The sequence below is a fragment of the Tessaracoccus terricola genome (assembly GCF_054776555.1).
In genome coordinates this window covers 1-22263 of record NZ_BAAHBS010000003.1, presented here as the reverse complement: position 1 = coordinate 22263, position 22263 = coordinate 1, and the positions used below count along the sequence as shown (strand labels likewise).

General features: G+C 69.5%; 13 protein-coding genes. 6 read left to right on the top strand and 7 right to left on the bottom strand.

Going from position 1 to position 22263, the window contains the following annotated elements; genetic code table 11:
• The first annotated feature begins 47 nt into the window (after positions 1 to 47).
• The 3 genes from ACYU7G_RS04750 to recD are packed head-to-tail and all read left to right on the top strand — an operon-like array spanning position 48 to position 7947.
• A complete protein-coding gene (locus ACYU7G_RS04750) occupies positions 48 to 3044 on the top strand; it encodes an exodeoxyribonuclease V subunit gamma (RefSeq protein ID WP_461105324.1) in 2997 nt (998 codons plus the stop codon).
• Positions 3044 to 6202 (top strand): UvrD-helicase domain-containing protein, encoded by a 3159-nt coding sequence (locus tag ACYU7G_RS04745; RefSeq protein ID WP_461105322.1) that lies wholly within the window; start codon positions 3044 to 3046, stop codon positions 6200 to 6202. The genes ACYU7G_RS04750 and ACYU7G_RS04745 overlap by 1 nt, the downstream gene beginning before the upstream one ends.
• On the top strand, positions 6199 to 7947 hold the full coding sequence (gene recD, locus ACYU7G_RS04740) for an exodeoxyribonuclease V subunit alpha (RefSeq protein ID WP_461105320.1): 1749 nt from the start codon (positions 6199 to 6201) through the stop codon (positions 7945 to 7947). Before ACYU7G_RS04745 ends, recD begins: the two co-directional genes overlap by 4 nt.
• Before the next feature lie 21 nt (positions 7948 to 7968).
• Here recD and ACYU7G_RS04735 read toward each other — a convergent pair whose 3' ends face one another.
• A complete protein-coding gene (locus ACYU7G_RS04735; protein WP_461105318.1) occupies positions 7969 to 9162 on the bottom strand; it encodes an amino acid aminotransferase in 1194 nt (397 codons plus the stop codon).
• Between the two features lie 111 nt (positions 9163 to 9273).
• Here ACYU7G_RS04735 and ACYU7G_RS04730 point away from each other — a divergent pair, with 111 nt between their 5' ends.
• Positions 9274 to 10413 carry a carboxylate-amine ligase gene (locus ACYU7G_RS04730; protein ID WP_461105316.1) on the top strand — a complete coding sequence of 380 codons (1140 nt, stop codon included), beginning with the start codon at positions 9274 to 9276 and terminating at the stop codon, positions 10411 to 10413.
• A complete protein-coding gene (locus tag ACYU7G_RS04725; RefSeq protein ID WP_461105314.1) occupies positions 10410 to 11147 on the top strand; it encodes a glutamine amidotransferase in 738 nt (245 codons plus the stop codon). The genes ACYU7G_RS04730 and ACYU7G_RS04725 overlap by 4 nt, the downstream gene beginning before the upstream one ends.
• A 7-nt stretch (positions 11148 to 11154) precedes the next feature.
• Here the strand turns inward: ACYU7G_RS04725 and ACYU7G_RS04720 are convergent, their stop codons facing one another.
• A complete protein-coding gene (locus ACYU7G_RS04720; RefSeq protein ID WP_461105312.1) occupies positions 11155 to 12504 on the bottom strand; it encodes an RNA polymerase sigma factor in 1350 nt (449 codons plus the stop codon).
• Between the two features lie 255 nt (positions 12505 to 12759).
• Here ACYU7G_RS04720 and ACYU7G_RS04715 point away from each other — a divergent pair, with 255 nt between their 5' ends.
• The gene (locus ACYU7G_RS04715) at positions 12760 to 13704 is read left to right on the top strand and encodes a sigma-70 family RNA polymerase sigma factor (RefSeq protein ID WP_461105310.1); all 945 of its coding nucleotides are present in this window, start codon (positions 12760 to 12762) and stop codon (positions 13702 to 13704) included.
• A 31-nt stretch (positions 13705 to 13735) separates the two neighbouring features.
• Here ACYU7G_RS04715 and ACYU7G_RS04710 read toward each other — a convergent pair whose 3' ends face one another.
• The 5 genes from ACYU7G_RS04710 to ilvD all read right to left on the bottom strand — a co-directional run bounded on the left by ACYU7G_RS04710 (position 13736) and on the right by ilvD (position 22102).
• The gene (locus ACYU7G_RS04710; RefSeq protein WP_461105308.1) at positions 13736 to 14572 is read right to left on the bottom strand and encodes an acyl-CoA thioesterase; all 837 of its coding nucleotides are present in this window, start codon (positions 14570 to 14572) and stop codon (positions 13736 to 13738) included.
• Between the two features lie 7 nt (positions 14573 to 14579).
• Complete coding sequence (gene hrpA / locus ACYU7G_RS04705; protein WP_461105306.1) at positions 14580 to 18401, bottom strand: ATP-dependent RNA helicase HrpA; 3822 nt, start codon at positions 18399 to 18401, stop codon at positions 14580 to 14582.
• Positions 18402 to 18406: 5 nt separating this feature from the next.
• Positions 18407 to 19279 (bottom strand): universal stress protein, encoded by an 873-nt coding sequence (locus tag ACYU7G_RS04700; RefSeq protein ID WP_461105304.1) that lies wholly within the window; start codon positions 19277 to 19279, stop codon positions 18407 to 18409.
• 46 nt (positions 19280 to 19325) lie between these two features.
• Positions 19326 to 20189, bottom strand: coding sequence for a T3SS (YopN, CesT) and YbjN peptide-binding chaperone 1 (locus ACYU7G_RS04695; RefSeq protein ID WP_461105302.1), 864 nt, complete (start codon positions 20187 to 20189; stop codon positions 19326 to 19328).
• Between the two features lie 71 nt (positions 20190 to 20260).
• Entirely contained in the window at positions 20261 to 22102 is a 1842-nt protein-coding gene (ilvD, locus tag ACYU7G_RS04690; protein ID WP_461105684.1) for a dihydroxy-acid dehydratase, read from the bottom strand.
• Between the last annotated feature and the right edge of the window lie 161 nt (positions 22103 to 22263).

The following is a 22263-nucleotide window of genomic DNA, read 5'->3' as shown; positions in this document are numbered from 1 at the left end:
AGTGGTGCTCGATAGGGTGTGCACGGTACCTGGGAAGGGGGACTGGAATGGGCGTTCGCATCCACCGCGCCGCGCGCTGGCGGGACTTGGTCGGCACGCTGGCCGAGAAGCTCGCAACGGCCCCGCCCGGGCCCTTCGAGCAAGTCGAGGTGGTCGTCAGCTCGCGCGGGGCCGGCAGGATGCTGGGCCAGGCGTTGGCGCAGCGGCTGCCGACCGGCATCTGCGCCGGGATCTCGTTCCCGACGCTGCAGGAGTGGACCAGGTCCGCCGCCGCCCGGCACGGGCTGCTGGAGGAGCTCGATGCCTGGCAGGGCGTCCGGGCGGTGGTGGTCGCGGCGCGCGTGCTGGCGGACCTCGCCGAGGAGCACCCGGTCCTGGCCGCCCACCTCAATGCCGACGGCTCCCCCGCCCGACGCCAGCAACTCGCGCAGCGCAGCATCCAACTGTTCCGCCGCTACATCGGACACGCCCCGGGCATGGTTTCCGGTTGGCTGGAGGACATGGACCTGGACGCGGCCGGTGGTGAGCTGCCGCCGCACCTGGCCTGGCAGCCCGCACTGTTGCGGGGGGTGGCCGAGCATCTCGAGGTGGATCCCATCGACGTCTGGACCGGGCTCGCCGAGGCCGTGGCCGGTCCCGGCACGGGCGCGCCGCTGTTGTTCTGCCTGCCGCAGGTCTCGGCGACACAGCTCGAGGTCCTGCGGGCGGTGGGTTCCGCCGGGGAGCTCGAGGTCTGGCAGGTCACCGAGAGCGGCTTCGACGACTGGACCCTCGGGCTGGAGCCGGCACGCCAGGACGCGCCGCGTCCCACCCCACCCCCGGTCAGCCTCCACGGCTCCCACGGCCCGTCACGCCAGGTGGAGGTCCTCCGCGACGAACTCACCCGCCGGTTCGAGCAGGACCCCACCCTCGAGCCCCGGGACGTCCTGGTGGTCTGCGAGGACCCCGCTGCCTGGCGCCCCCACCTCCTGTCCGCCTTCGCCCCGGTCCCCGATGACCCGCGCGCCCATCCCGGGCGCGGCCTGCGGCTCCAGGCCGGGTCGGTGTCGGAGACCAACCAGGTGGTCGACGTGGTGCGCCGCTGCCTGCGGATCTCGGAGTCCAGGGCCACCGCCTCTGACCTCGTCGAGTTGATGCTGCTCGCACCCGTGGCGCACCGATGGCGCCTGACCCCGCGGCGGGAAGACCTTGTGCGGCTGGTCTCCGAGTCAGGCATCCGCTGGGGCTTGGACCAGCACCACCGCAGCCAGGTCGGAGTGCCCGGGATCAGCCAGAACACCTGGGTGCGTGGGGTGGACCGGCTGCTGGCCGGCATCGCGCTGGCACCCGCCTCCGAGGCGCCTTTGGCGGTCACCGGCGTCACCACGGCCTCCACCTCGGACCTGGACCTCGTCGGCACCATCGCCGAGCTCCTCTCCCGGCTGCGCCGGTTCAACCTGGCAGCGGCTTCCCCGGCACCGGTGGCCGACTGGGTGGAGCGCGTCAGGCAGCTGCTCACGGACGTGGTGGGTTGCAGCTTCGACGACGAATGGATGCTGCTGCAGACGAACTCGGCACTCGCGGACCTGGCGGAGCAGTTGCGGGGTCAGCCCGACGAACTCGCACGCAGCGAGTTCACGCGACTGTTCGAGTTCGTGACCCGCGAGTTCCCGCCGCGCCCCACCGTGGGCAACGGCGCACTCCAGGTGGTGGCCCTGGGAGACCTTGCGCACGTGGACTTCCGACTGGTGTGCCTGCTCGGCATCGGGGACCGACACGGCGGCGGCGACGTGGACACGGTCCCCCTCGGCGACGTGCCCGATTCCCGCAGGCTCCGGCTCTCCCGCCTGCTCGCCCATGCCCGAGCTGCGGACGAGGTGCTGGTGGTGGGCCAGGCCCGGGACCCGCTGACCAACCAGGAGGTGGCCTCCGCCACGACGATCTCGTGGTTGCTGCGCCAGTTGGACGCGCCCGTGGCAGAGGTCGTGCAACACCCACTGCTGGCCCACGGCGAGGCCAACTTCGTCACCGGCCGCAGCTTCGACACACCGGCGCTGGCGGCCGCCCTGGCCCTGCGGAGCGCCGCCCGTGGGAGCATCGCGCCCCACGTCGCCCGCCGCACGGCCGCCCTGTCGCTGCCGCACGGCGACGAGTCCCACGAGGTGACGCTGCGCGAACTGGCAACTTTCCTGAAGGACCCGGCGAAGGACTTCCTGCGCTCGGCGGCCGGGGTCCGACTGTTCAACGCCCCCGAGCTGGAAGACGAGCTGCCCCTCCTGCTGGACGGGCTGGACGAGTGGGGCATCAGGGACCGGCTGCTGGCCGCGTTCAAGCAGGGGCTCCACCCTGCGCAGGCCGAGGCCCTGGAGGTAGAACGCGAGTTGCTGCCGCCGGGGCAGATCGGGCGCCGGCTCCTGCAGGACCAACTGGAGGTGGCCGTGCAGCAGTGGCGCAGGGCCTGGCCGGACTGGAACGCGCCGGTGGCCGACCACCGGGTGGAACTCACCCTGGGAAACGTCGTGCTCGCCGACACCATCCGCACCCGCGGCGGCCGGATCATGGAGGTGACGGCCGGGCAGGGCACCAAGACCCAGATCGAACCATGGCTCGCGCTCCTCGCGCTGGCCGCGAGCGGCATCGAGGTCGATGCCATCATCCACCGCGTGAAGAAGCACTACGGGATCCTGCAGCCGGAGACCGCCCAGTTGGGCCCCCAGTCCCCGGAGGTCGCCCAGCAGGTGCTGGCCCGGATCGCGCAGGCCTGGTCGCAGTCCCGGCACCGCCTTGTCCCGCTCCCGCTCGAACCGGCGCTCGAGTTCGCCGCCGAACTGGCGGAGGCCAGGCACGTCGAGAGGCTCTGGGAGGTCACGTCACCGCCGTGGGAGGCGCGCTGGAGCCACATCCCGCAGCACTGGCGGCTGTTCTACTCGGAGGTGCCGGCGGACCTCTTCCGGGACGCGGCCACCACTCGTGACCCCTCACCCCCCGAAACCGCGGGCAGTGGTTCTGCCTTCGCGGCGTGGGCCGCCGCCATCTACCTGCCGATGTTCCAGGGAGGCAACTGATGTTCGACGTCCTCGGAGACCTGCCCAGCAGTCCCCTGCTGCTGGAGGCCAGCGCCGGCACCGGCAAGACCTGGACCATCGCAGCCCTCACCACCCGGTTCCTCGCCGAGACGGACATGGGCATAGACAAGGTCCTGCTGATCACCTTCACCGAGCGCTCCACCCGGGACCTGCGCAGCCGGGTGTTCGACCGGCTGCAACAGACCGAGCTGGCCCTCACCCGCCACCTCGAGGACGGCGAGGAGCCCACCGAGACGGTCTGTGCCCTGCTGAGCCGCGGCGACGCGCGGCTCCACCGGGACCGGCTCCGGGACGCGCTGGCCAACTTCGACCGTGCGATGATCTCCACCATCCACGCGTTCTGCGAGACGATGCTCAAGGAACTCGGTGTCCTCGGGGACTGGGACTCCGACGACGCCGTACTCTCGGACCCCCGCGCCCTGGTCGAGGAGGCCGCCACCGACGTCTACCTCAACATGTTCGCCGACGCCGAGGCCACGGCCCTCGAGCCACGACGTGCACTGCTCGTGGCCAGGGAGGCGTGTGAGTCCACCCTTCCCCTCACGCCGCCGGACTCCGTCGAGGCTGCCTACTGCCAAGCCGTCAGGGAGCGCTTCGCGCAGCGCAAGCGGGAGCTCGGCGTGGTCTCGTTCGACGACATGCCCGTGCGCCTGGCGCAGGTCCTCGCCTCCCGCGACGTCGGGCCCGCAGCGGTGACGGCGCTGCGAAGCCGGTTCTCACTGGTCATGGTGGACGAGTTCCAGGACACCGACCCGGTGCAGTGGGAGATCCTGCGGTCCACCTTCATGAACCGCGGCCGGGCCACCGTCCTGATCGGCGACCCGAAGCAGTCCATCTACGGCTTCCGCAATGCGGACCTGCTCAGCTACCTCGACGCCCGGGAGGCCGCCCGGAGGGAATCCCTGGGCGTCAACTACCGCTCGGACGCGCCGGTGGTCGACGGGGTCGAGGAACTCTTCAAGGGCGTGGCCCTCGGCGACGAGGACATCAAGGTCACCCCGGTGCGCGCAGAGCACCCGTCCCGGCTGGACATGCGCGGCGCGCGCGCGAAGCTCCTGCTCAGGTGCGCGAGCGAGGAGGACCTCGGCGTGGCCGCGGGCACCGCCGTCGCGCGCGACGTCATCGACATGACCAAGCAGTTGCTGGCGCACGCGCGGGTCGAGGACCGTGCCCTCGTGCCGTCGGACGTCGCCGTGCTGGTGCGCAGCCGCGCGGAGGGGGCGGCCCTGCTGCGCCAGCTGCAGGCGGCGGGAATCCCTGCCGTGGCGGCCGGACAGGAGAACGTCCTGACCTCACCCGCCGCCGTCGAGTGGACCCACCTGCTGGAGGCCATGGCGTCGCCGAACCGGTCCAGCATCGTGCTGGCCGCCTGCACGGACCTGCTCGGTTTCCGGCTGACCGACCTCGTGGACGAGTCCAGCCGCGCCAGCGAGGACGCCTTCGTCGTGGTGAGGCTCCTGGCCAACGCCTACGAGGAACAGGGCTTCGCCGCGGTACTCGCGACGCTCGAGGCGAGGACGAGGCTGCGCAGCCGCATCGTCTCCCAGCCCGACGGGGAACGCCACCTGACGGACCTGCTGCACGTCGCCGAACTGCTCGGTGCGGCCCCGGCCGCCAACCTGCAGGACCTCCTGGACTGGTTCAGCCGTCAGAAGGACGAGCGTTCCCGCGACGTCGAGTCCGTGGACCACAAGATGGCATCCGACGCCGACGCCGTGCGGGTGCTGACCCTGCACTCGGCCAAGGGGCTGGAGTTCGGGGTGGTCCTGCTTCCCGAGGTCAGTGACCTCGTGCTCCGCAAGAACCAGCCGTTCCCGGTGGTCACCGAGACCGGAAGACACCTCTACGTCGGGCCGCCCCCAAACAAGGACGACGAGATCTGGCAGGCGTTCCAGCAGCAGTCGCGTGACGAGGAACTCCGGCTCCTCTACGTCGGCCTGACCCGCGCCCGGCACCTGGCGATCGCGTGGCACGTCGAGGGGAAGCGGAGCGTGCTGGGGGCGCTCACCGCTCTCCTGGCACGGGACCGGACGGCCCCCGAACTCGCCCGCTCGTACCGCCGCGTCCCACGAACCCCGTCCCTGGACGCCTCCCTCATCAACGTGACCCGGTTCTTCGACGGCGAGGAGCCCACCCGCGCCGTCACGCCCGTCAGCGACGCGCCGTTGCGCGCGGCCACCATGACTCGGCAGGTGGACCACACCTGGCGGCGGACGTCCTACTCGGGCCTGACGGCCGGGCTGCACGAGATGGCCCACGCCGCAGTCGTCGACGAGCCCGAGGCGGACCTGGACGTCCAGCCCAGCCCCAGCGGCGAACTGGCGCTCCCCTCCCCCATGGCGGAGCTCCCCGGAGGCGCCGCCTTCGGAACCCTGGTCCACGCCGTGTTCGAGGAGGTCGACTGGGCTCCCGGCGCCCTGGAGGCCAGCGCCCGCAGGAGCCTCGGGCAACTGGCGCCCCGCCACGGTCTCTCCCCCGAGCACGCCGAACTGCTGGCAGGCGCCGTGGTCGACGTCTGCACCACCCCGCTGGGTTCGTTGGCCGACGGCGCCGCCCTCACGGACTTCCCCCTCGCCGCACGGCTGGCGGAACTCGACTTCGACCTCCCGTTGGCGGATCGGGGTGCCCCCTCGACGGTGGCTGCCCTGGCCGAGCTGATGGCAGAGCACCTGGGCGCCGAGGACCCGCTGCTGGCCTACCCGCGGCACCTCGCCGAATCGCCCGCCGCGTCGCAGGTCCTGAGTGGCATGCTCACGGGTTCCATCGACGTCGTGCTGCGCACCGAGGCCGGTCGCTTCGTGGTGCTCGACTACAAGACCAACCGGCTACCCGTCGGACCCGACGAGGAACTCGCCGTGGGGCACTACCAGCCCCGGGCCATGGCCGAGGCGATGATCGCCTCGCACTACCCCTTGCAGGCGCTGCTGTACTGCGTGGCCCTGCACCGCTATCTCTCCTGGCGGCTCCCCGGTTACCGACCGGAGGAACACCTCGGGGGCGTCGGCTACCTGTTCGTGCGTGGCATGGCGGGCCCAGGAACCCCGGTGGTCGGCGGCCACACCTGCGGGGTGTTCACGTGGTACCCGGCACCGGATCTCGTGCTGGCCGCCTCGGACCTGATCGGAGGCGTGCGATGAGATCCCACGAGGTGCCGGTGGCGGCCACGGGCCTGCTGCTGCAGTTCTGCGAGGCGGGGATGCTCCACCCCGTTGACTTCCACCTGGCCCGCCGCATGGCGCAGCTGGCCGGTGAGGGCGACGAACGGGTCGAGCTTGCCATGGCCCTGACCACCCGCGAGCTCCGTCTGGGATCCGTCTGCCTCGACCTCACCCAGGCGCATGCGTTGCGCCCGGACGTGGACGAGGACCCGGTCTCGGAGACCACGACGGAGGCGGTCCTGGCCTGGCCACCGGCCGACGAGTGGCTCGCCGCCCTGCGCAACTCACCGGCGGTGACTGGCCCCGAGGGCCCCGACCGACCGTTCCGACTGGTGGGGAACCTCCTGTACCTCGAGCGGTTCTGGACCGAGGAGCGCACCGTGGAGTCCAGCCTGCTGGCGCGCAGCGCCCTGCCCGCAGCACCCGTAGCCGCTGACGCACTGGCCGCGGCGCTCGCCACGGATCCGCCGCTGGAGCCCACCGACCCGCAGTACCTGGCGGTGGAGGCCGCGCTCACCAATGCCACCACCGTGATCACCGGTGGGCCGGGGACGGGAAAGACCACCACGGTCGCCCGGATCCTGCGGGGCCTGCAGGACCCGGTGCACCCGCCACTGGTGGCGCTGACCGCACCCACGGGCAAGGCCGCCACCCGACTGGAGACCGCGGTGCGCGAGCACCTCGGGAACACCGAAGGGCTGCGCGTGCGCAGTTCCACGCTCCACAAACTCCTCGAGATCGTCCCGGGGCGCGAACGTCGCACCTTCGGCCCGGACAACCCGTTGCCGCACGACGTGGTGATCGTCGACGAGACCTCCATGGTGTCGCTGACGATGATGTCCTGGCTGCTGGAGGCGGTCTCGGAGTTCACCCGCCTGGTCCTCATCGGTGACCCGGACCAGCTCGAATCCGTCGAGGTGGGTGCCGTCCTGGCGGACATCGCCGCCTCCGAGGGGCTGGTCTCCTCCCCCTCCGGCAGCGCGGTGGTGGCCCTGACCCACAACTGGCGCAGCAACGCCGAGATCAACGCCCTTGCCGACGCAATCCGCAGCGGCGACTCGGATCTGGCGCTCGACCTCTTGGCTGAGGGCAGCACGTGCACCCTCACCCCGTTCACGGGCACCGAGCCGCTGTCCCACTTCGCGACCTTGACCGCAGACCTGCTCGACTGCGCGAAGGCGGTCCGGGAGGCCGCCGCGGCCGGTGACGGCGAACTCGCCAACCGGGAACTGGAGCGCCACCGCATCCTGTGCGCACACAGGGAGGGACCGTTCGGGGTCGGGCGGTGGGGGGCCGGCGCCCGGGCCTGGCTGTCCGAGCAGCTGCCCGACTACGGGCTGGGCTCCGGTCCGTGGCTGGGCCAACCGTTGTTGATCACGCGCAGCAGCGACACCGTCGCCAACGGTGACACCGCGGTCGTGGCGCTCCGCGGTGACCGGTTGGTGGCCTGCATCGACCGGGCACGTGGCCCCCTGTGGCGGGACCCGGCAGTGCTCGATGACGCCGTCGACCTGCACGCGATGACCATCCACAAGTCACAGGGCAGCCAGTTCGGGACGGTGAGCGTCATCCTGCCGCCGGTGGGCTCTCCCCTGCTGACCCGGCAGTTGCTCTACACGGCGGTCACAAGGGCGAGGTTCGGGGTGCGCCTCTACGGCACCCCGGAGTCCCTCGCCGAGGCGGTGGCCACCCCGGCGCGTCGCGCCAGCGGGCTCGGGCGCTGAGGCCCGGCCCGCCCCGTCGCGTCACCGAACCGCTGCGATCGCCTTCGCGACGTGTTCGACGTTGGAGCTGTTGAGCGCGGCCACGCACATCCGGCCCTTGTCGGTGCCGTAGACACCGTGGTCGCGGCGCAACGCCACCATCTGGTCCTTCGTCAGCCCGGAGTAGCTGAACATCCCGAGCTGCTCGCTGATGAAGCCCATGTCGTCGACGCCGCTGTCCTGCAGACCCTGCACCAGGCGGCCGCGCAGGGACTTGATCCGCTCCCGCATCCCACCGAGTTCGGCCTCCCAGTTGGCGCGCAGCTCCGGGTCACCGAGCACGATGTCGACGAGCGCGGCGCCGTGGGTGGCGGGGTTGGAGTAGTTGGTTCGGATGCAGATCTTGACCTGCGAAAGCACCTTTTTGGCGGTGTCGGCGTCCGGGGAGACGACGTGGAGGGCGCCGATGCGCTCGCCGTAGAGGCTGAACGACTTCGAGAAGGAGGTGGTCACGAAGAACTCCAGGCCGGCATCGACGAACTTGCCGATCACGGCGCCGTCCTCCTCGATACCGAATCCGAAGCCCTGGTAGGCCATGTCCACGAGCGCCACCAGGCCCTGGTCCGAGATCACGCGGATCACCTGGTCCCACTGCTCGGGCGCGAGGTCGTAGCCGGTGGGGTTGTGGCAGCAGGCGTGCAGCACCACGACGGTGCCGGCTGCGGCGGCGCGTAGGTCCGCCAGCATTCCGTCGAAGTCGATGCCGCGTGCCTCGGGCGCGTAGTAGCGGTACTCCTCGACGGTGAAACCGGCACGCGTGAACAGTGCGCGGTGGTTCTCCCAGCTCGGGTCGGAGATCAGGACCTTCGCGTCCTGGTCGATCGTGCGCAGGAAGTCTGCCGCGACCTTGAGCGCGCCCGTGCCGCCGAGGGTCTGGACGGTGGTGATCCGGCCGGATCGCACGGCGTCGGACTCGCCGCCGAAGACCAGCGCCCGGGTTGCGGTGTTGTAGCTGGGCAGGCCGTCGATGCCGAGGTAGCCATGGGGCTTGGCGAGGCCTGCGAGCCGCTCCTCCGCGATCCGGACGGCGTCCATCAGCGGCAGCTTGCCGTCCTCGCCGAGGTAGACCCCGACCCCGAGGTTCACCTTGTCAGAGCGTTCGTCGGTCTTGAACGCCTCGGTGAGTCCGAGGATCGGATCCGCCGGGGCGAGCTCTACGCGGTCAAGGATTGGCATGGGCAGCACCTTTCGTCATTTGCGCACCTCAGCCTACCGCTGGCCGACAGTCCCGGATTCCACCTGTTCAGGCACCGGCTCGACTATCTTTTTCTCAACTGAGGAGGCTGCATGAGGATCGGCTTCGGTGACTCGCGACAGTCCACGCTGGGCGTGGAGTGGGAGCTCGCGATCGTGGACCTGACGACGCTGGAGCAGGTCCCGGCGGCGCACCACGTCCTCGAGCAGGTGGAGGACCCGGTCAACGGCCCCATCCGGGGCGAGTACCTGCGCAGCATGGTGGAACTCGTCTCGGGGGTCCACACAACCGTGGCCGGCGTGGTGGCCGAACTGGCGGAACTGCTCGAGCACGTGGTCTCGGCGCTGGAGCCGCACGGCTGCACGGTCCTCGCGATGGGCGCCCACCCGTTCGGTGAAGCGCGCCTGCAGGAACCGGTGAAGAAGGCGCAGTACCGTCGGGTGCGGGAACGCAACGGCTGGTGGGGGGAGCTGATGGCGGTCAACGGGCTCCACATCCACACCGGCATCGCCCAGCGGGACAAGGCCCTCCCGATCACCTTCGGCCTGGCCAGGTTCATCCCCTACTTCATCTCGCTCGCGGCCTCGTCGCCGCTGTGGGAGGGGGTCGACACCCATTTCGCCTCCCAGCGCACGATGCTGTTCCAGCAATTGCCCACCAACGGGCTGCCGTACCACATGGACTCCTGGGGGGAGTACGAGAAGTACGCCACTGAACTGGAGGGGGTCGGACTCATCCAGTCCCCGTCCGAGATCCGCTGGGACGTGCGCCCGTCCACGTTCGGGACCGTCGAGAACCGCTCCATGGACAGTGTGCCCACCTTGATGGAGATCGGGGCGTTGGCCGCGCTCAGCCAGTGCCTGGTGGAGCGGATGTCCCGCGAGCTGGACTCCGGCGGCACCATCGACAGGCTGCCGTTCTGGTTCATGCGCGAGAACAAGTGGCGTTCGGCCCGCTACGGGCTGGGGGCCGAGGTGATCACCCCGCGCCCCGAGGAGCACACGATCATGCTGCGCGAAGGGCTGCAACATTGGCTCGAGGAACTGGTCCCCGTCGCGGAGGAACTGGGGTGCGCCCCACATCTGGCCGACTGCTCCCGACTGCTGGCCTCCGGCCCCAGCTACGTCAGACAGCGACGGGTGTTCGCTGCCACAGGGGACCCGCGCGCAGTGGTGCGCTCCGTGATCTCGGAGACCATGCACGGGCGCCCGAGGTTCGAGGTGCACCGGTGAGGCCCTACCTGTTGCTCAGTACCCGGCCCGAGGACGAGGCGGCCCACGGCGAGCACGAGGCGGTCGCCAGGTTCGCGGGTCTGGATCGCGACCAGTTGCACCAGGTCCGGGTGGAAGCGGCACCGCTGCCCGCTCTGGACCTGGCCGAGTACTCCGGCATCATCCTGGGCGGTGGTCCGTTCAACTCCAGTGACCCGGACAAGTCGGAGCTGCAGCTTCGGGTCGAGGCCGACCTGCGGCGCCTCCTCGACGACGTCCTGGCCCGTGACCTGCCTTTCCTCGGCCTGTGTTACGGCGTGGGCACGGTGACCACCCAGCTCGGGGGTGTGGTGGACCGCCGGTTCGGGGAGCCCGTCAGCGCGGTCGACATCCGACTCACTGATGCCGGACGCAGGGATCCGCTGCTGACCGAGCTCGCGGCCCTGCCCGGTCCTTTCACGGCTTTCGTCGGGCACAAGGAGGCCGTGTCGCAGCTTCCCGACGGTGCGGTGCTCCTCGCCTCCGGGGACGCCTGCCCGGTCCAGATGTTCCGCGTCGGCGCCAACTGCTACGTCACGCAGTTCCATCCCGAGCTCGACGGTCCCGGTATCGGGCTGCGGATCCACGTGTACCAGCACACCGGCTACTTCCGCCCCGAGGAGACCCAGTCCCTGTTGGCGACCACTTCGGCGGCAACGATAACGCCGCAGGTGCACAGCATCCTGCGGCGTTTCGTGCGGCGCTACGCGCGCTGATCCAAAGTCAGTCGAGGTAGTCCCGCAGCACCTGCGAGCGCGACGGGTGGCGGAGCTTCGACATGGTCTTGGACTCGATCTGGCGGATCCGCTCGCGGGTCACGCCGTAGACCTTGCCGATCTCGTCGAGGGTCTTGGGCTGGCCGTCGGTGAGCCCGAAGCGCATGGAGACCACGCCGGCCTCCCGCTCGCTGAGGGTGTCGAGCACGTCGTTGAGCTGTTCCTGCAGGAGCGTGAAGTTAACCGCGTCCGCGGGCACGACGGCCTCGGAGTCCTCGATGAGGTCACCGAACTCGGAGTCACCGTCCTCGCCCAGCGGGGTGTGCAGCGAAATGGGCTCGCGCCCGTACTTCTGGACCTCGACCACCTTCTCGGGCGTCATGTCCAGCTCTGCGGCCAGCTCCTCCGGCGTGGGTTCGCGGCCGAGGTCCTGCAGCATCTGGCGCTGCACACGGGCCAGCTTGTTGATGACCTCCACCATGTGTACCGGGATGCGGATGGTGCGGGCCTGGTCCGCCATGGCGCGGGTGATGGCCTGCTTGATCCACCAGGTGGCGTAGGTGGAGAACTTGAAGCCCTTGGTGTAGTCGAACTTCTCGACTGCACGGATGAGGCCGAGGTTGCCCTCCTGGATCAGGTCCAGGAACAGCATGCCGCGTCCGGTGTAGCGCTTGGCGAGGGACACGACCAGGCGGAGGTTGGCCTCGAGCAGGTGGTTCTTGGCCTTGCGGCCGTCGCGCGCGATCCAGTCGTAGTCGTCGAGTTCCTCGGCGCTGACGGGCTGTTCCGCGTCGCCGAGACGCTCCTCGGCGAACAGGCCGGCCTCGATGCGCTTGGCGAGCTCCACCTCCTCGACGGCGTTGAGGAGTGCGACCTTGCCGATCTGCTTCAGGTAGTCCTTCACCGGGTCGGCCGTGGCACCGGCGGAGACCACCTGCTGCTCGGGCTCGTCGGCGTCGTCGGAGTCCTTGAGGGCGAAGCCCTCCTCCTCCACGAGTTCCTTCTCGAGGGGCGCTTCCTTGGCCTGGTCGAACTTGGAGTCGTCCACGTCGTCGAGCGAGCGCTTCTTGCCACCGACGGTCAGGACGACGTCGTCGCCGTCGCGCTTGACCTCCACCTCGATCTCACCGGAGGCCGCCTGCTCGATGGTGGGCTCGGCCTTGCCGACCGCCGCCGACTTGCGCGTCGCGGTCTTCTTGGCGGGCGCAGCCTTCTTGGCGGGCGCAGCGGCGGAGCCCGTGGCTCGGGAACGGGTCGCAGGCTTTGCAGCGGTGGTGTTCTTGTCAGCGTTCGTCCCGGTGGTTCGGGTACGGGACGCCTTCGCGGGGGCCTGATCTTGACTCGATCCAGCAGTCACAGCGATCCTCTCGGAAGGTCCTACAAATTTTGGGCACGCAACGACCCGTGTCAGTCAAGGGACGTCACCCTCCATGATTCCACGCGAATCGGCAGGACTCAAACCAGATTCGGGGTTTCTCCCTCAGGGACATCCCCCATGGGGCCCGGCCCGCGTACTACCTGGGTCTGATCTTCGGCCGGATCGGGCCGGTGGATGGAACCTTCTGCGGTCCCGAGGCGTTGTACATCATGTAGACGCGAGAAAGGGACATCAATGATCTCAACCGCTCGAACCCGGAGCACCGACGGCATCGATGGCAAGGACGCTGTAGGACTCTACCTCGACTCGATCGCCAAGACCGCACTGCTGTCAGCCGCGGACGAGGTGGAGTTGGCACGCACCATCGAGGCCGGCCTGTTCGCCGGCAAGGTCCTCGCCGGTGAGGCGGAGACCTCCGTCAAGGCCACCGATGCGGAGCTCGAGGAACTCGTCGCCCAGGGCGAACGCGCCCTGCAGCACTTCATCAAGGCCAACCTGAGGCTGGTCGTGTCCGTCGCACGCAAGTACGGCCGTGCGCAGATGCCGCTGCTCGACCTGGTGCAGGAGGGCAACACCGGCCTGATCCGCGCCGTGGAGAAGTTCGACTACGCCAAGGGCTTCAAGTTCTCCACCTACGCGACGTGGTGGGTCCGGCAGGCCATCTCCCGCGGCATCGCACAGCAGGGCCGGATCGTGCGCCTGCCGGTGCACGTGGCCGAGCAGGTCAACCAGGTGGCCGCCGTCCGCCGCAACCTCGAACGTGAGCTCGGCCGCGAGCCCGAGGTCGCGGAGATCGCCGCGGAGCTGGACCTGACCGAGGCCCGCATCATCGACCTCATCCGCTACTCCCGGGAGCACGTCTCCCTGGACGCGCCTGTCGAGGCCGACGGTGACACCGCCCTGGGCGACCTGATCGCCAGGGAGACTGCCCCCGGTCCGGACGAGATGGTGCTCGACGCGGAGGACCGCGCCCGTCTCGACGGCATGCTCTCCGGCCTCGACGAGCGCTCCGCCGACGTGGTGCGTCGCCGCTACGGACTCGTCGACGGCCGGCAGGCGAAGCTCGCCGACATCGGCCAGCACTGGGGGATCACGGCCGAACGTGTCCGCCAGATCGAGCGCATGGCCCTGGCCAAGATGCGTGAGACCACGGACGCAGCAGCCAGCACCGCGGCCTGACCAGCCACGAAAACGAACGCCCAGGAGGGCCTCATCCCAGCCGGATGAGGCCCTCCTGTGCGCAGGAGGCCACCAGCACCCCGTCCTGGTAGAGGCTCCCCCGGCAGAATCCGCGTGCCCCGGCGGTTGACGGCGAGACCATGTCGTAGAGCAGCCACTGGTCAGCGCGGAACGGACGGTGGAACCACATCGCGTGGTCGATCGAGGCCGCCTGCAGGTTCGGTGACATGAAGGCCATCTCGTGCTGCACCGTGGACACGCTCAGCAGCGTGATGTCGGACAGGTAGGCGGCGACGGCGGCGTGGAGCCGTGGATCATCGGGCAGCGGGGTCTGGGTGCGGACCCATGCCCGCATGACTCCGCCCTGGTCGCTCGGACGGGGTTCGCTGGCGAGCCTGACGTCCAAGGCGTCCCACTCGTTCAGGTGGTCCAGCCGGCTGCCGAACTGCTCCTCCTGCACCTCGCGCAGGGGCCGGCACTCCTCCGGCGGCAGCACGTCCGTGGGTGGCTGCGCGAAGTGGTTCAGCCCGTCCTCGGGCTCCTGGAAGCTGCAGTTCAGCTGGAAGATCTCCCGGTCCTCCTGCCGGGTGACCACCCGCCGGGCGCTGAAGGTGCGGCCGTCGCGCAGGTCCTCCACTTCGAAGCGCAGTGGCGCCTTCGGGGACCCCGGGCGCAGGAAGTAGGCGTGCAGGGAGTGAATGAGCCGTTCCTCGGGCACGGTCTGCAGCGCCGCCCACAGGCTCTGGGCCAGCACCTGGCCACCGAACAGGCGCTGGAAGTAGGTGTCCGGCTGCGGGCCGCGGAACTTGAGGTCCGCCACCTGCACGATCTCGAACAGGGCTACTAGGTCATCGACGGTACGTGGCACCCAGCCATCATGCCACCGCGGATCTGGCGGCCGCGACAGCCTGCCTGATTCGTTTCGGGGAGACCGGGACCGCGGTGCGCACCCCTTGGGCGAACTGGCTGATGCGGAACTCCTCGATCAGGAACGCGATCTCCTCGACAGCGGCGGGCAGTGGACCGGGCGGTTGCTCGTCGCACAGCTCGGCGTAGAGGAGTTCCATGTCCTCCACCTCCGCCCTGGAGCGGGCGTCGCGGTCCGGGTTCTTCGCCAACCCGTCGAGCCGCACGGAGACGGCCTGCAGGTACGCGGGCAGCCGCTCGAACCACGGGTCCGGGGTGGCGGAGACGAACTTGTTGAACAGCAGGTTGGACAGCTGCTCGCCGATGTCGCGACGGACCGGGTCGTCCGGCGCCAGGGTGGCGAGTCGCCGTTCCACCTCCGCGGCTGTCGCCAGGGTCCTGGCCGTCACCCGGACCACCTCCTGGGTCCGCTCGGCGCAGTCGGCCCGGACGAGGTCGGCCACCCGGCGGTAGGCGTCGGCGTCCCGGACGTCGGTCGGGTCGGCGTGCTGCCGCAGGAGCTGTCCACCGGCCTTGAGCCAGCAGTCCGCCAGCAGGTCGGGCACCGAGGGGTACTCACTGGCCCCGAGGGCGAGCTTGTCGGTGTTCGACATGTGCGCCACCACGGAGCGGATCGGTGAGGGGTTGGTGCACACCAGCAGTCGACGCAGGCCCAGCTCGTGCTGGCGCCGCGCCCGGACCGCGGTGTCCGCGACGGCGACCCCGACGGCGTTCCCCTCGTCCACGAGACCGGGATGGCCGACGACGCCGGGGCCGAGTTCGACGGTGGGTGGGATCGTGCCGAACGTCCACGAGGTCTGTCCGGTCGCGGTCAGGCGTTTGGCGGACCGGTTGAGCTTCTGGCGCACCTTGGGTGCCAGTTCGGCGCGCAGCGCGTCTAGGTCGCTGCCGCGGGCCACCTCCCGCTTCCCGTCCCGGACCACGAAGGTGGGACGCAGGTGGCTGTCGACGGCGGCGGGGTTCCAGTCGGTGGGCGCCACGATCTCCCCGGTGAGGGCCTTGAGCGCGCGGGCCAGCGCTGCTGGGAACGGCTCGGTGGTGGCGGCCCCTTCGTCGCGCAGCCACGCCAGCGCCCGCGCCGCCCAGTCCGGCGCCGGCACGAACCGGGTACGGATCCGCTTGGGCAGGGTGCGCAGCAGGGCCGTCGCGAGTTCACCGCGCAGCCCGGGCACCTGCCACCCGAACGGGGTCCCGTCCAGCTGGTGCAGCACTTCCAGCGGCACGTCGATGGTGACGCCGTCGTGGCCGGCTCCCGGGTCGAAGACGTAGCTGATGGGCAGGGCCTGCTCCCCCACCTCCCAGCGGTCCGGGAAGTCGGCAACACTGAGCGCCCCGGGCTGGGTGAGGCAGTCCGCCGGCGTGAGCCGGATGAACGTGTCGTCCTCCAGTGAACGCAGCCACTTGTCGAAGGTGGCGCCCGAGACCACCTCGGCGGGGATGCGGGCGTCGTAGAACTCGTAGAGGGAGTCGTCGGGGATCAGCAGGTCCGGGCGGCGCATCCTGTCGGTGAGCCGCTCGGCCTCGGACAGGGCGAACCGGTTCGCCACCACCACTTCCTGTCTGGTCTCCCACTCCCCCTCGACCAGCGCCGTACGGATGAAGATCTGCCGGGCGATGGCCGGCTCCTTCGCGGCGTAGTTGACCCGCCTGCCGCTGATCAGTGGCACCCCGAACAGGCTCACGGTCTCACTCGCCACCACCGTGCCCGTGCGCTGCTGCCAGTGCGGCTCCGACAGCGTCCGGGTGACCACATGTCCGCCGACGGCCTCCACCCAGTCGGCCTTCACCGGCGCGACGGTGCGCGCCCACAGCCGGGAGGTCTCCACCAGTTCGTAGGCCACCACCAGCGGCGGGGTGCTCCTGGCGCACGAGGAACCGGGCTGGATCGCGAATCGAGCGCCGCGCGCACCCTGGTACTCAGTCAGGGGCTTGCGCCTGCCCTGCTGTGGCTTGGCGCGTTCGGTCTGGGCCAGGCCCACGTTGGACAGCAGCCCGGACAGCAGGCTGGTGAGCACCTCGGACATGTCGGCGGTGCCGCGCCTCAGTTCGAGTTCCCTGGACACCTCACGCAGTTGGGAGACCAGGTCCTCCCACTCGCGGAAGCGCACGAAGTGCAGGTACTCCTGTCGGCACAGCCGCCGGAACGCGCTGCCGGAGAGTTCACGGCGTCGACCGCGGAGGTAGTGCCACACGTTGAGCAGCACCTCGAAGTCGCCGCCCGCCAGGGAGGACTTCGGGGCCGCTTCCTTGCGGGTTCCCGTGTGCACCGTGTGCCGCAACGGTTCCCTGTCGGTGGCCGGTTCCGGGTCCGGTTCCGTCCCCGGCACGCCCTCCCAGAACCGTCGGTGGAGGCTGTCGGCCGCCTGCTGGTGTTCGGCGGGCCGCTCCCGCACGTCCGGCACGGTGAGTGCGGCCACCAGGACCTGGACCTGGTCCAGGCAGCCCCTGCGGGATCCCTCGAGGAGCATCCTGCCCAGTCTCGGGTCGACGGGCATCCGCGCCAGCATCCGCCCGGTGCGTGTGAGCCTGATCTGCTCGTGGCGCTTGCGCGCGCTGATGGCCCCTAGTTCGGTGAGGACGCGGATGCCGTCGTTGATCTGTGAACCGACCGGTGCCTCGACGAACGGGAAGGACTCGACGTCGCCCAGCCCGGCCTGCGCCATCAGCAGGATCACGGTTGCGAGGTTGGTGCGCAGGATCTCCGGCTCGGTGAACTCGGGACGGGACTCGAAGTCGTCCTCGCTGTAGAGCCGGATGGCGATGCCGGGTCCCAGCCGGCCGCAGCGGCCGGCACGTTGGTTCGCGCTCGCCTGGGACACGGGTTCGATCGGCAGCCGTTGGACCTTGGTGCGTGCCGAGTAGCGGGAGATGCGGGCCGTGCCGGTGTCCACGACGTAGCGGATGCCCGGCACGGTGATCGAGGTCTCCGCGACGTTGGTGGCCAGCACCACGCGTCGGCGGGTGTGGGACTGGAACACCCGCTGCTGCTCCGCGGCGGAGAGTCTGGCGAACAGCGGAAGGATGTCCCAGTCCAGTCCCAATCCCGCGATCGCGTCGGCCGCGTCCCTGATCTCGCGTTCCCCGGAGAGGAACACCAACACGTCCCCGGAGCCGGGTTCGGTGGCGATCTCGGTCACGGCGTCGGCGATGGCGTCCACCTGGTCGCGGTCCTCCTCGACGGGGCGGTAGCGCACCTCGACGGGGTAGGTGCGGCCGGAGACCTCGACGACGGGGGCGTCCCCGAAGTGCTCGGAGAAGCGGGCCGTGTCGATGGTGGCGGAGGTGACGATCACCCTGAGCTCGGGCCTTCGCTGCAGCAGGCCCTTGAGGTAGCCGAGCAGGAAGTCGATGTTGAGGCTGCGCTCGTGCGCCTCGTCGATGATGATCGTGTCGTAGCGTCGCAGGTCCCGGTCGTGGGTCAGCTCGCTGAGCAGGACGCCGTCGGTCATCACCTTGATCCGGGTCTCGCGGGAGACCTTCCTGGTGAATCTGACCTGGTAGCCGACGAAGTCGCCGATCTCGACTTCGCACTCCTCCGCGATCCGCTGCGCCACCGTGCGGGCCGCGATGCGTCGGGGCTGGGTGTGGGCGATCCGCTCGCGTCCTGCGAGCAGGCAGATCTTGGGCAGCTGGGTGGTCTTCCCCGAGCCGGTTTCGCCGGCCACCACGACCACCTGGTGTTCGCGGATCAGGGAGGCGATGCGGGGAGCCTCCGCGGAGATCGGTAGCGCCGGGTCGAACTCGAGCCGAGGGGTGCTGGTGTCGGTCAACGGGTTCAGTCGATGATCAACAGCGGGCACGAGGCGTGCGCCATCAGCCCGCGGAGCAGTCCACCCAGACCGAATCCGGGGATCCCGCTGTCACTGGTGCCCAGCACGAGCATGTCGTAGCGCGCCGAGCGCGAGACGAGTTCGTTGATGGGGCTGTCCGCGACGACGACCACCTCGTAGGCCACCTCCGGGAACTTCTCGGCCATGGACTTGGCGACGGCCTCGATGCCGCCGCGTGTGAACTCGAGCTGTTCCTCCAACTCGTCCGGGGACATCTTCGGACCGAAGATCCCGATCGGTGGCTGGAGCGCATGAATGATCTCCAGTCGCGCACCTTGGCGCTTGGCGTACTTGAACGCCTCTTCCAGAGTCTCGTGCTTGCCGGGGCTGGTGTTGAGCCCGACGCCGACCAGACCCAGCCCGCCCACGGGCTTGGGGGTCGAGGCTGCGGAGATGACCACGACTGGGCAGGCGGCGTTGGCGACCACGCTGACGCTCGTCGACCCCACGAACATCCGCTCGAGCCCGGAGACGGAACGTCGTCCAACGACGATCAGGTCCGCCACCTCGCTGAGTCTCCCGAGCACGCCGCCGGGCGAGCCCAGCACCACCTCGGTGCGCAGCTTGTCCTCCGGGACCCCCATCTCGAGGGCGACCTGCTTGGCCTGCTCGTTCGCGGTGGCGCCTGCGTTCTGGAGTACCTCCGGGTCGTAGACGACGCCCCAGGCTCCGGCCAGCATCGCATCGTCGACGGCGTGCACCAGCAGGAGTTCCGAACCGAAGGCGAGGCTGGTCCCGGCTCCGAACCGGACCGCGCGAAGTCCGTCCTCACTGCCGTCAACACCGACGACGATGAGGGGTTGCTTCTTCTCTTCCATCTTGAACCTCCTGGTTGCCCGGCCGCTTGGACGGGGTCCTGCAATTCTATCCGGGGAACGTGGTCCGCCCGCTCAATCTGGACGCAAGTTCGTCATCGATCCCGTCCGCAACCGCAGAGATGGCCTCCAGAGCGTGCTGGAGGTGCTCAGGGACGAACGGCTGGGTGAACACCGACAACTGGACGAACACCCGATCACGGTGCAGCGCGAACCGGCAGTACCGGGCCTCCATGTTGAGGTCGTTGAGGATCTCGCAGGCACGCGAACGCCCGGCGACGTCGTGGACCAACGCCGCGAAAAGCACCAGTTCCCGGTAGTCGGGCGTCGAGCGAAGGAAGATCATGGTCGACCCGACGCGGATGGCGACGTCCCCGTCGCTGTTGCGCATGGGCGGATGGCCGAACTGTCTGGTGAGTTCGACGTCGACCATCGCGTCCAGCTGCTCCTGGCTGGTGGGTTTGACCACGCCCCGCGCGTCGGGTTCCGGGACGTCGTCCTCGTCGTCCTTCGGGATCCCGCTGAGGAGTTCCGCGAGCTGGTCCGGTTCGAGGAACACCGGGTGCAGCACGCCGAGCACCTGGGCCAGCGTGGACGTGGTGATCTCGGCCAGCCGCCGGGAGTCCTCCTGTTCCACCTGGACGCGTTCGGTGCCGTCGTCCCGTGGGATCCAGCCGAGGCCTGCCAGCCGCGCGTCGTCGGGACCAAGCAGGGTTGCCTCGATCACTCCCGGGCTCACCGCCGAGAACCGGATGGCCGGCGGCACGTCGAAGGTGGCGCCGCTCCGGGACACGGAGATGGTGAGGTCCGCGGTTTCGTCCATCACGGACAGGACGTCGTCGAGCCTGTCGGTGAAGGCTTCCCAGGCCATGGTCGTGGTCCTGTCAAGGTCGAAGTCCTCGATGTCAGCCATTCAGCCTCCCTTCGCAAACTTCAACCTAGCAAACGTTCACGCTACTGGTTCAGGCAACCCCGCTCCGCGATTCACTCGGTGAACTTGCGTGCGGCTCCCTTGTCCGCGGACTGGGCGAGCGCTCCGTAGATCCGCAGTGCGGTGGAGACCTGGCGCTCCCGGTCAGCGGGCTTCCAGCCGCGCTCGTCCGCCGCGGCCCGGCGCTGCTTCAGCGTCGCGTCGTCGACGTCGAGGATGATGGAGCGGTTGGGGATCGAGATGGTGATCTGGTCCCCGTCCTCGACCAGCCCGATGGTCCCGCCCGAGGCCGCCTCCGGGGAGACGTGGCCGATGGACAGGCCCGAGGAGCCTCCGGAGAATCGGCCGTCGGTGATGAGGGCGCACTTCTGGCCCAACCCGAGCGCCTTCAGGTACGAGGTGGGATAGAGCATCTCCTGCATTCCAGGGCCGCCCTTCGGGCCCTCGTAGCGCACGATGACGATGTCGCCCTCGACGACCTGCTTGCCGAGGATCATCTCCACGGCCTCGTCCTGGGACTCCGCCACCCGCGCGCGCCCGGTGAAATCCCACTGGTGCTCTGGAACCCCGGCGGTCTTCACGATCGCGCCATCCGGCGCGAGGTTGCCGTAGAGAACGGCCAGACCGCCGTCAGCGGTGTAGGGATGCTCCACAGAGCGGATGCAGCCGTTCTCGGAATCCGTGTCCAGGCTCGCCCATCGATTGTTGGAGGAGAAGGCCTCGGTGGTGCGGACGCCTCCCGGAGCCGCGTGGAACAGTTCGACGGCGTACTCGGATGCCTTGCCGCCACGGATGTCCCACTCATCCAGCCAGGCCTGGAGCGATGGTGAGTGGACGCTGTGGACGTCGGCGCTCAACTTGCCGCCCCGGTGGAGCTCGCCGAGGATGGCCGGGATGCCGCCGGCGCGGTGGACGTCCTCCATGTAGTAGCGGTCCGAGTTGGGTGCGACCTTCGCCAGGCACGGCGTGACGCGGCTGATGGCGTCGATGTCGTGCTGGTCGAAGTCGATGCCGGCCTCCTGGGCCGCGGCCAGCAGGTGCAGGACGGTGTTGGTCGAGCCGCCCATGGCGACGTCCAGGCGCATGGCGTTGGAGAACGAGTCCTTCGTCGCGATCGACTTCGGCAGGACGGAATCGTCGTCCTCGTCGTAGTAGCGGCGGGCGAGCTCCACGACGAGCTTGCCGGCCCTGATGAACAGGTCCTTGCGCGCCGCCGCCGTGGCCAGCGTGGAGCCGTTGCCGGGCAGCGCGAGGCCGATGGCCTCGAGCAGGCAGTTCATGGAGTTCGCGGTGAACATGCCGGAGCAGGAGCCGCAGGTGGGACAGGCGTTGTCCTCGATCCGCTGGAGCTCGTCGTCGCTGACGTTCGGGTCCACTGCGGCCACCATCGCGTCGACGAGGTCGAGTGAGGTCTCCACCTCACCATCGCGGATGACTGCCTTGCCCGCTTCCATGGGGCCGCCCGAGACGAACACGGTGGGCACGTTCAGCCGAAGAGCCGCCAGGAACATGCCGGGGGTGATCTTGTCACAGTTGGAGATGCACACGAGCGCATCCGCACAGTGGGCGTTGACCATGTACTCGATCGAGTCAGCGATCAACTCACGGCTCGGCAGGGAGTACAGCATGCCGCCGTGGCCCATCGCGATGCCGTCGTCGACGGCGATGGTGTTGAACTCACGGCCGACACCGCCGGCTTCTGCGACAGCCTCGCTCACGAGCTTGCCCATGTCCCGCAGGTGCACGTGGCCGGGCACGAACTGAGTGAAGGAGTTCGCCACGGCAACGATCGGCTTCCCGAAGTCGGATTCGCCCATTCCGGTTGCTCGCCAGAGAGCTCGGGCGCCGGCCATGTTGCGGCCGTGGGTGCTGGTGCGGGAACGCAGTTGCGGCATGGAGTCCCTTTCCTGGTGGTCCAACCATGAAGATTACTCCGCTGTCCAACTCCCCCGACAAACCAGGGCCTAGCGTCCAGAAGGCGGACGGAAGGCGGGAATCCAACATGGAAATCTCCACCAACAAAAAATCACCCCCTGGCGTGAACCAGGGGGTGATT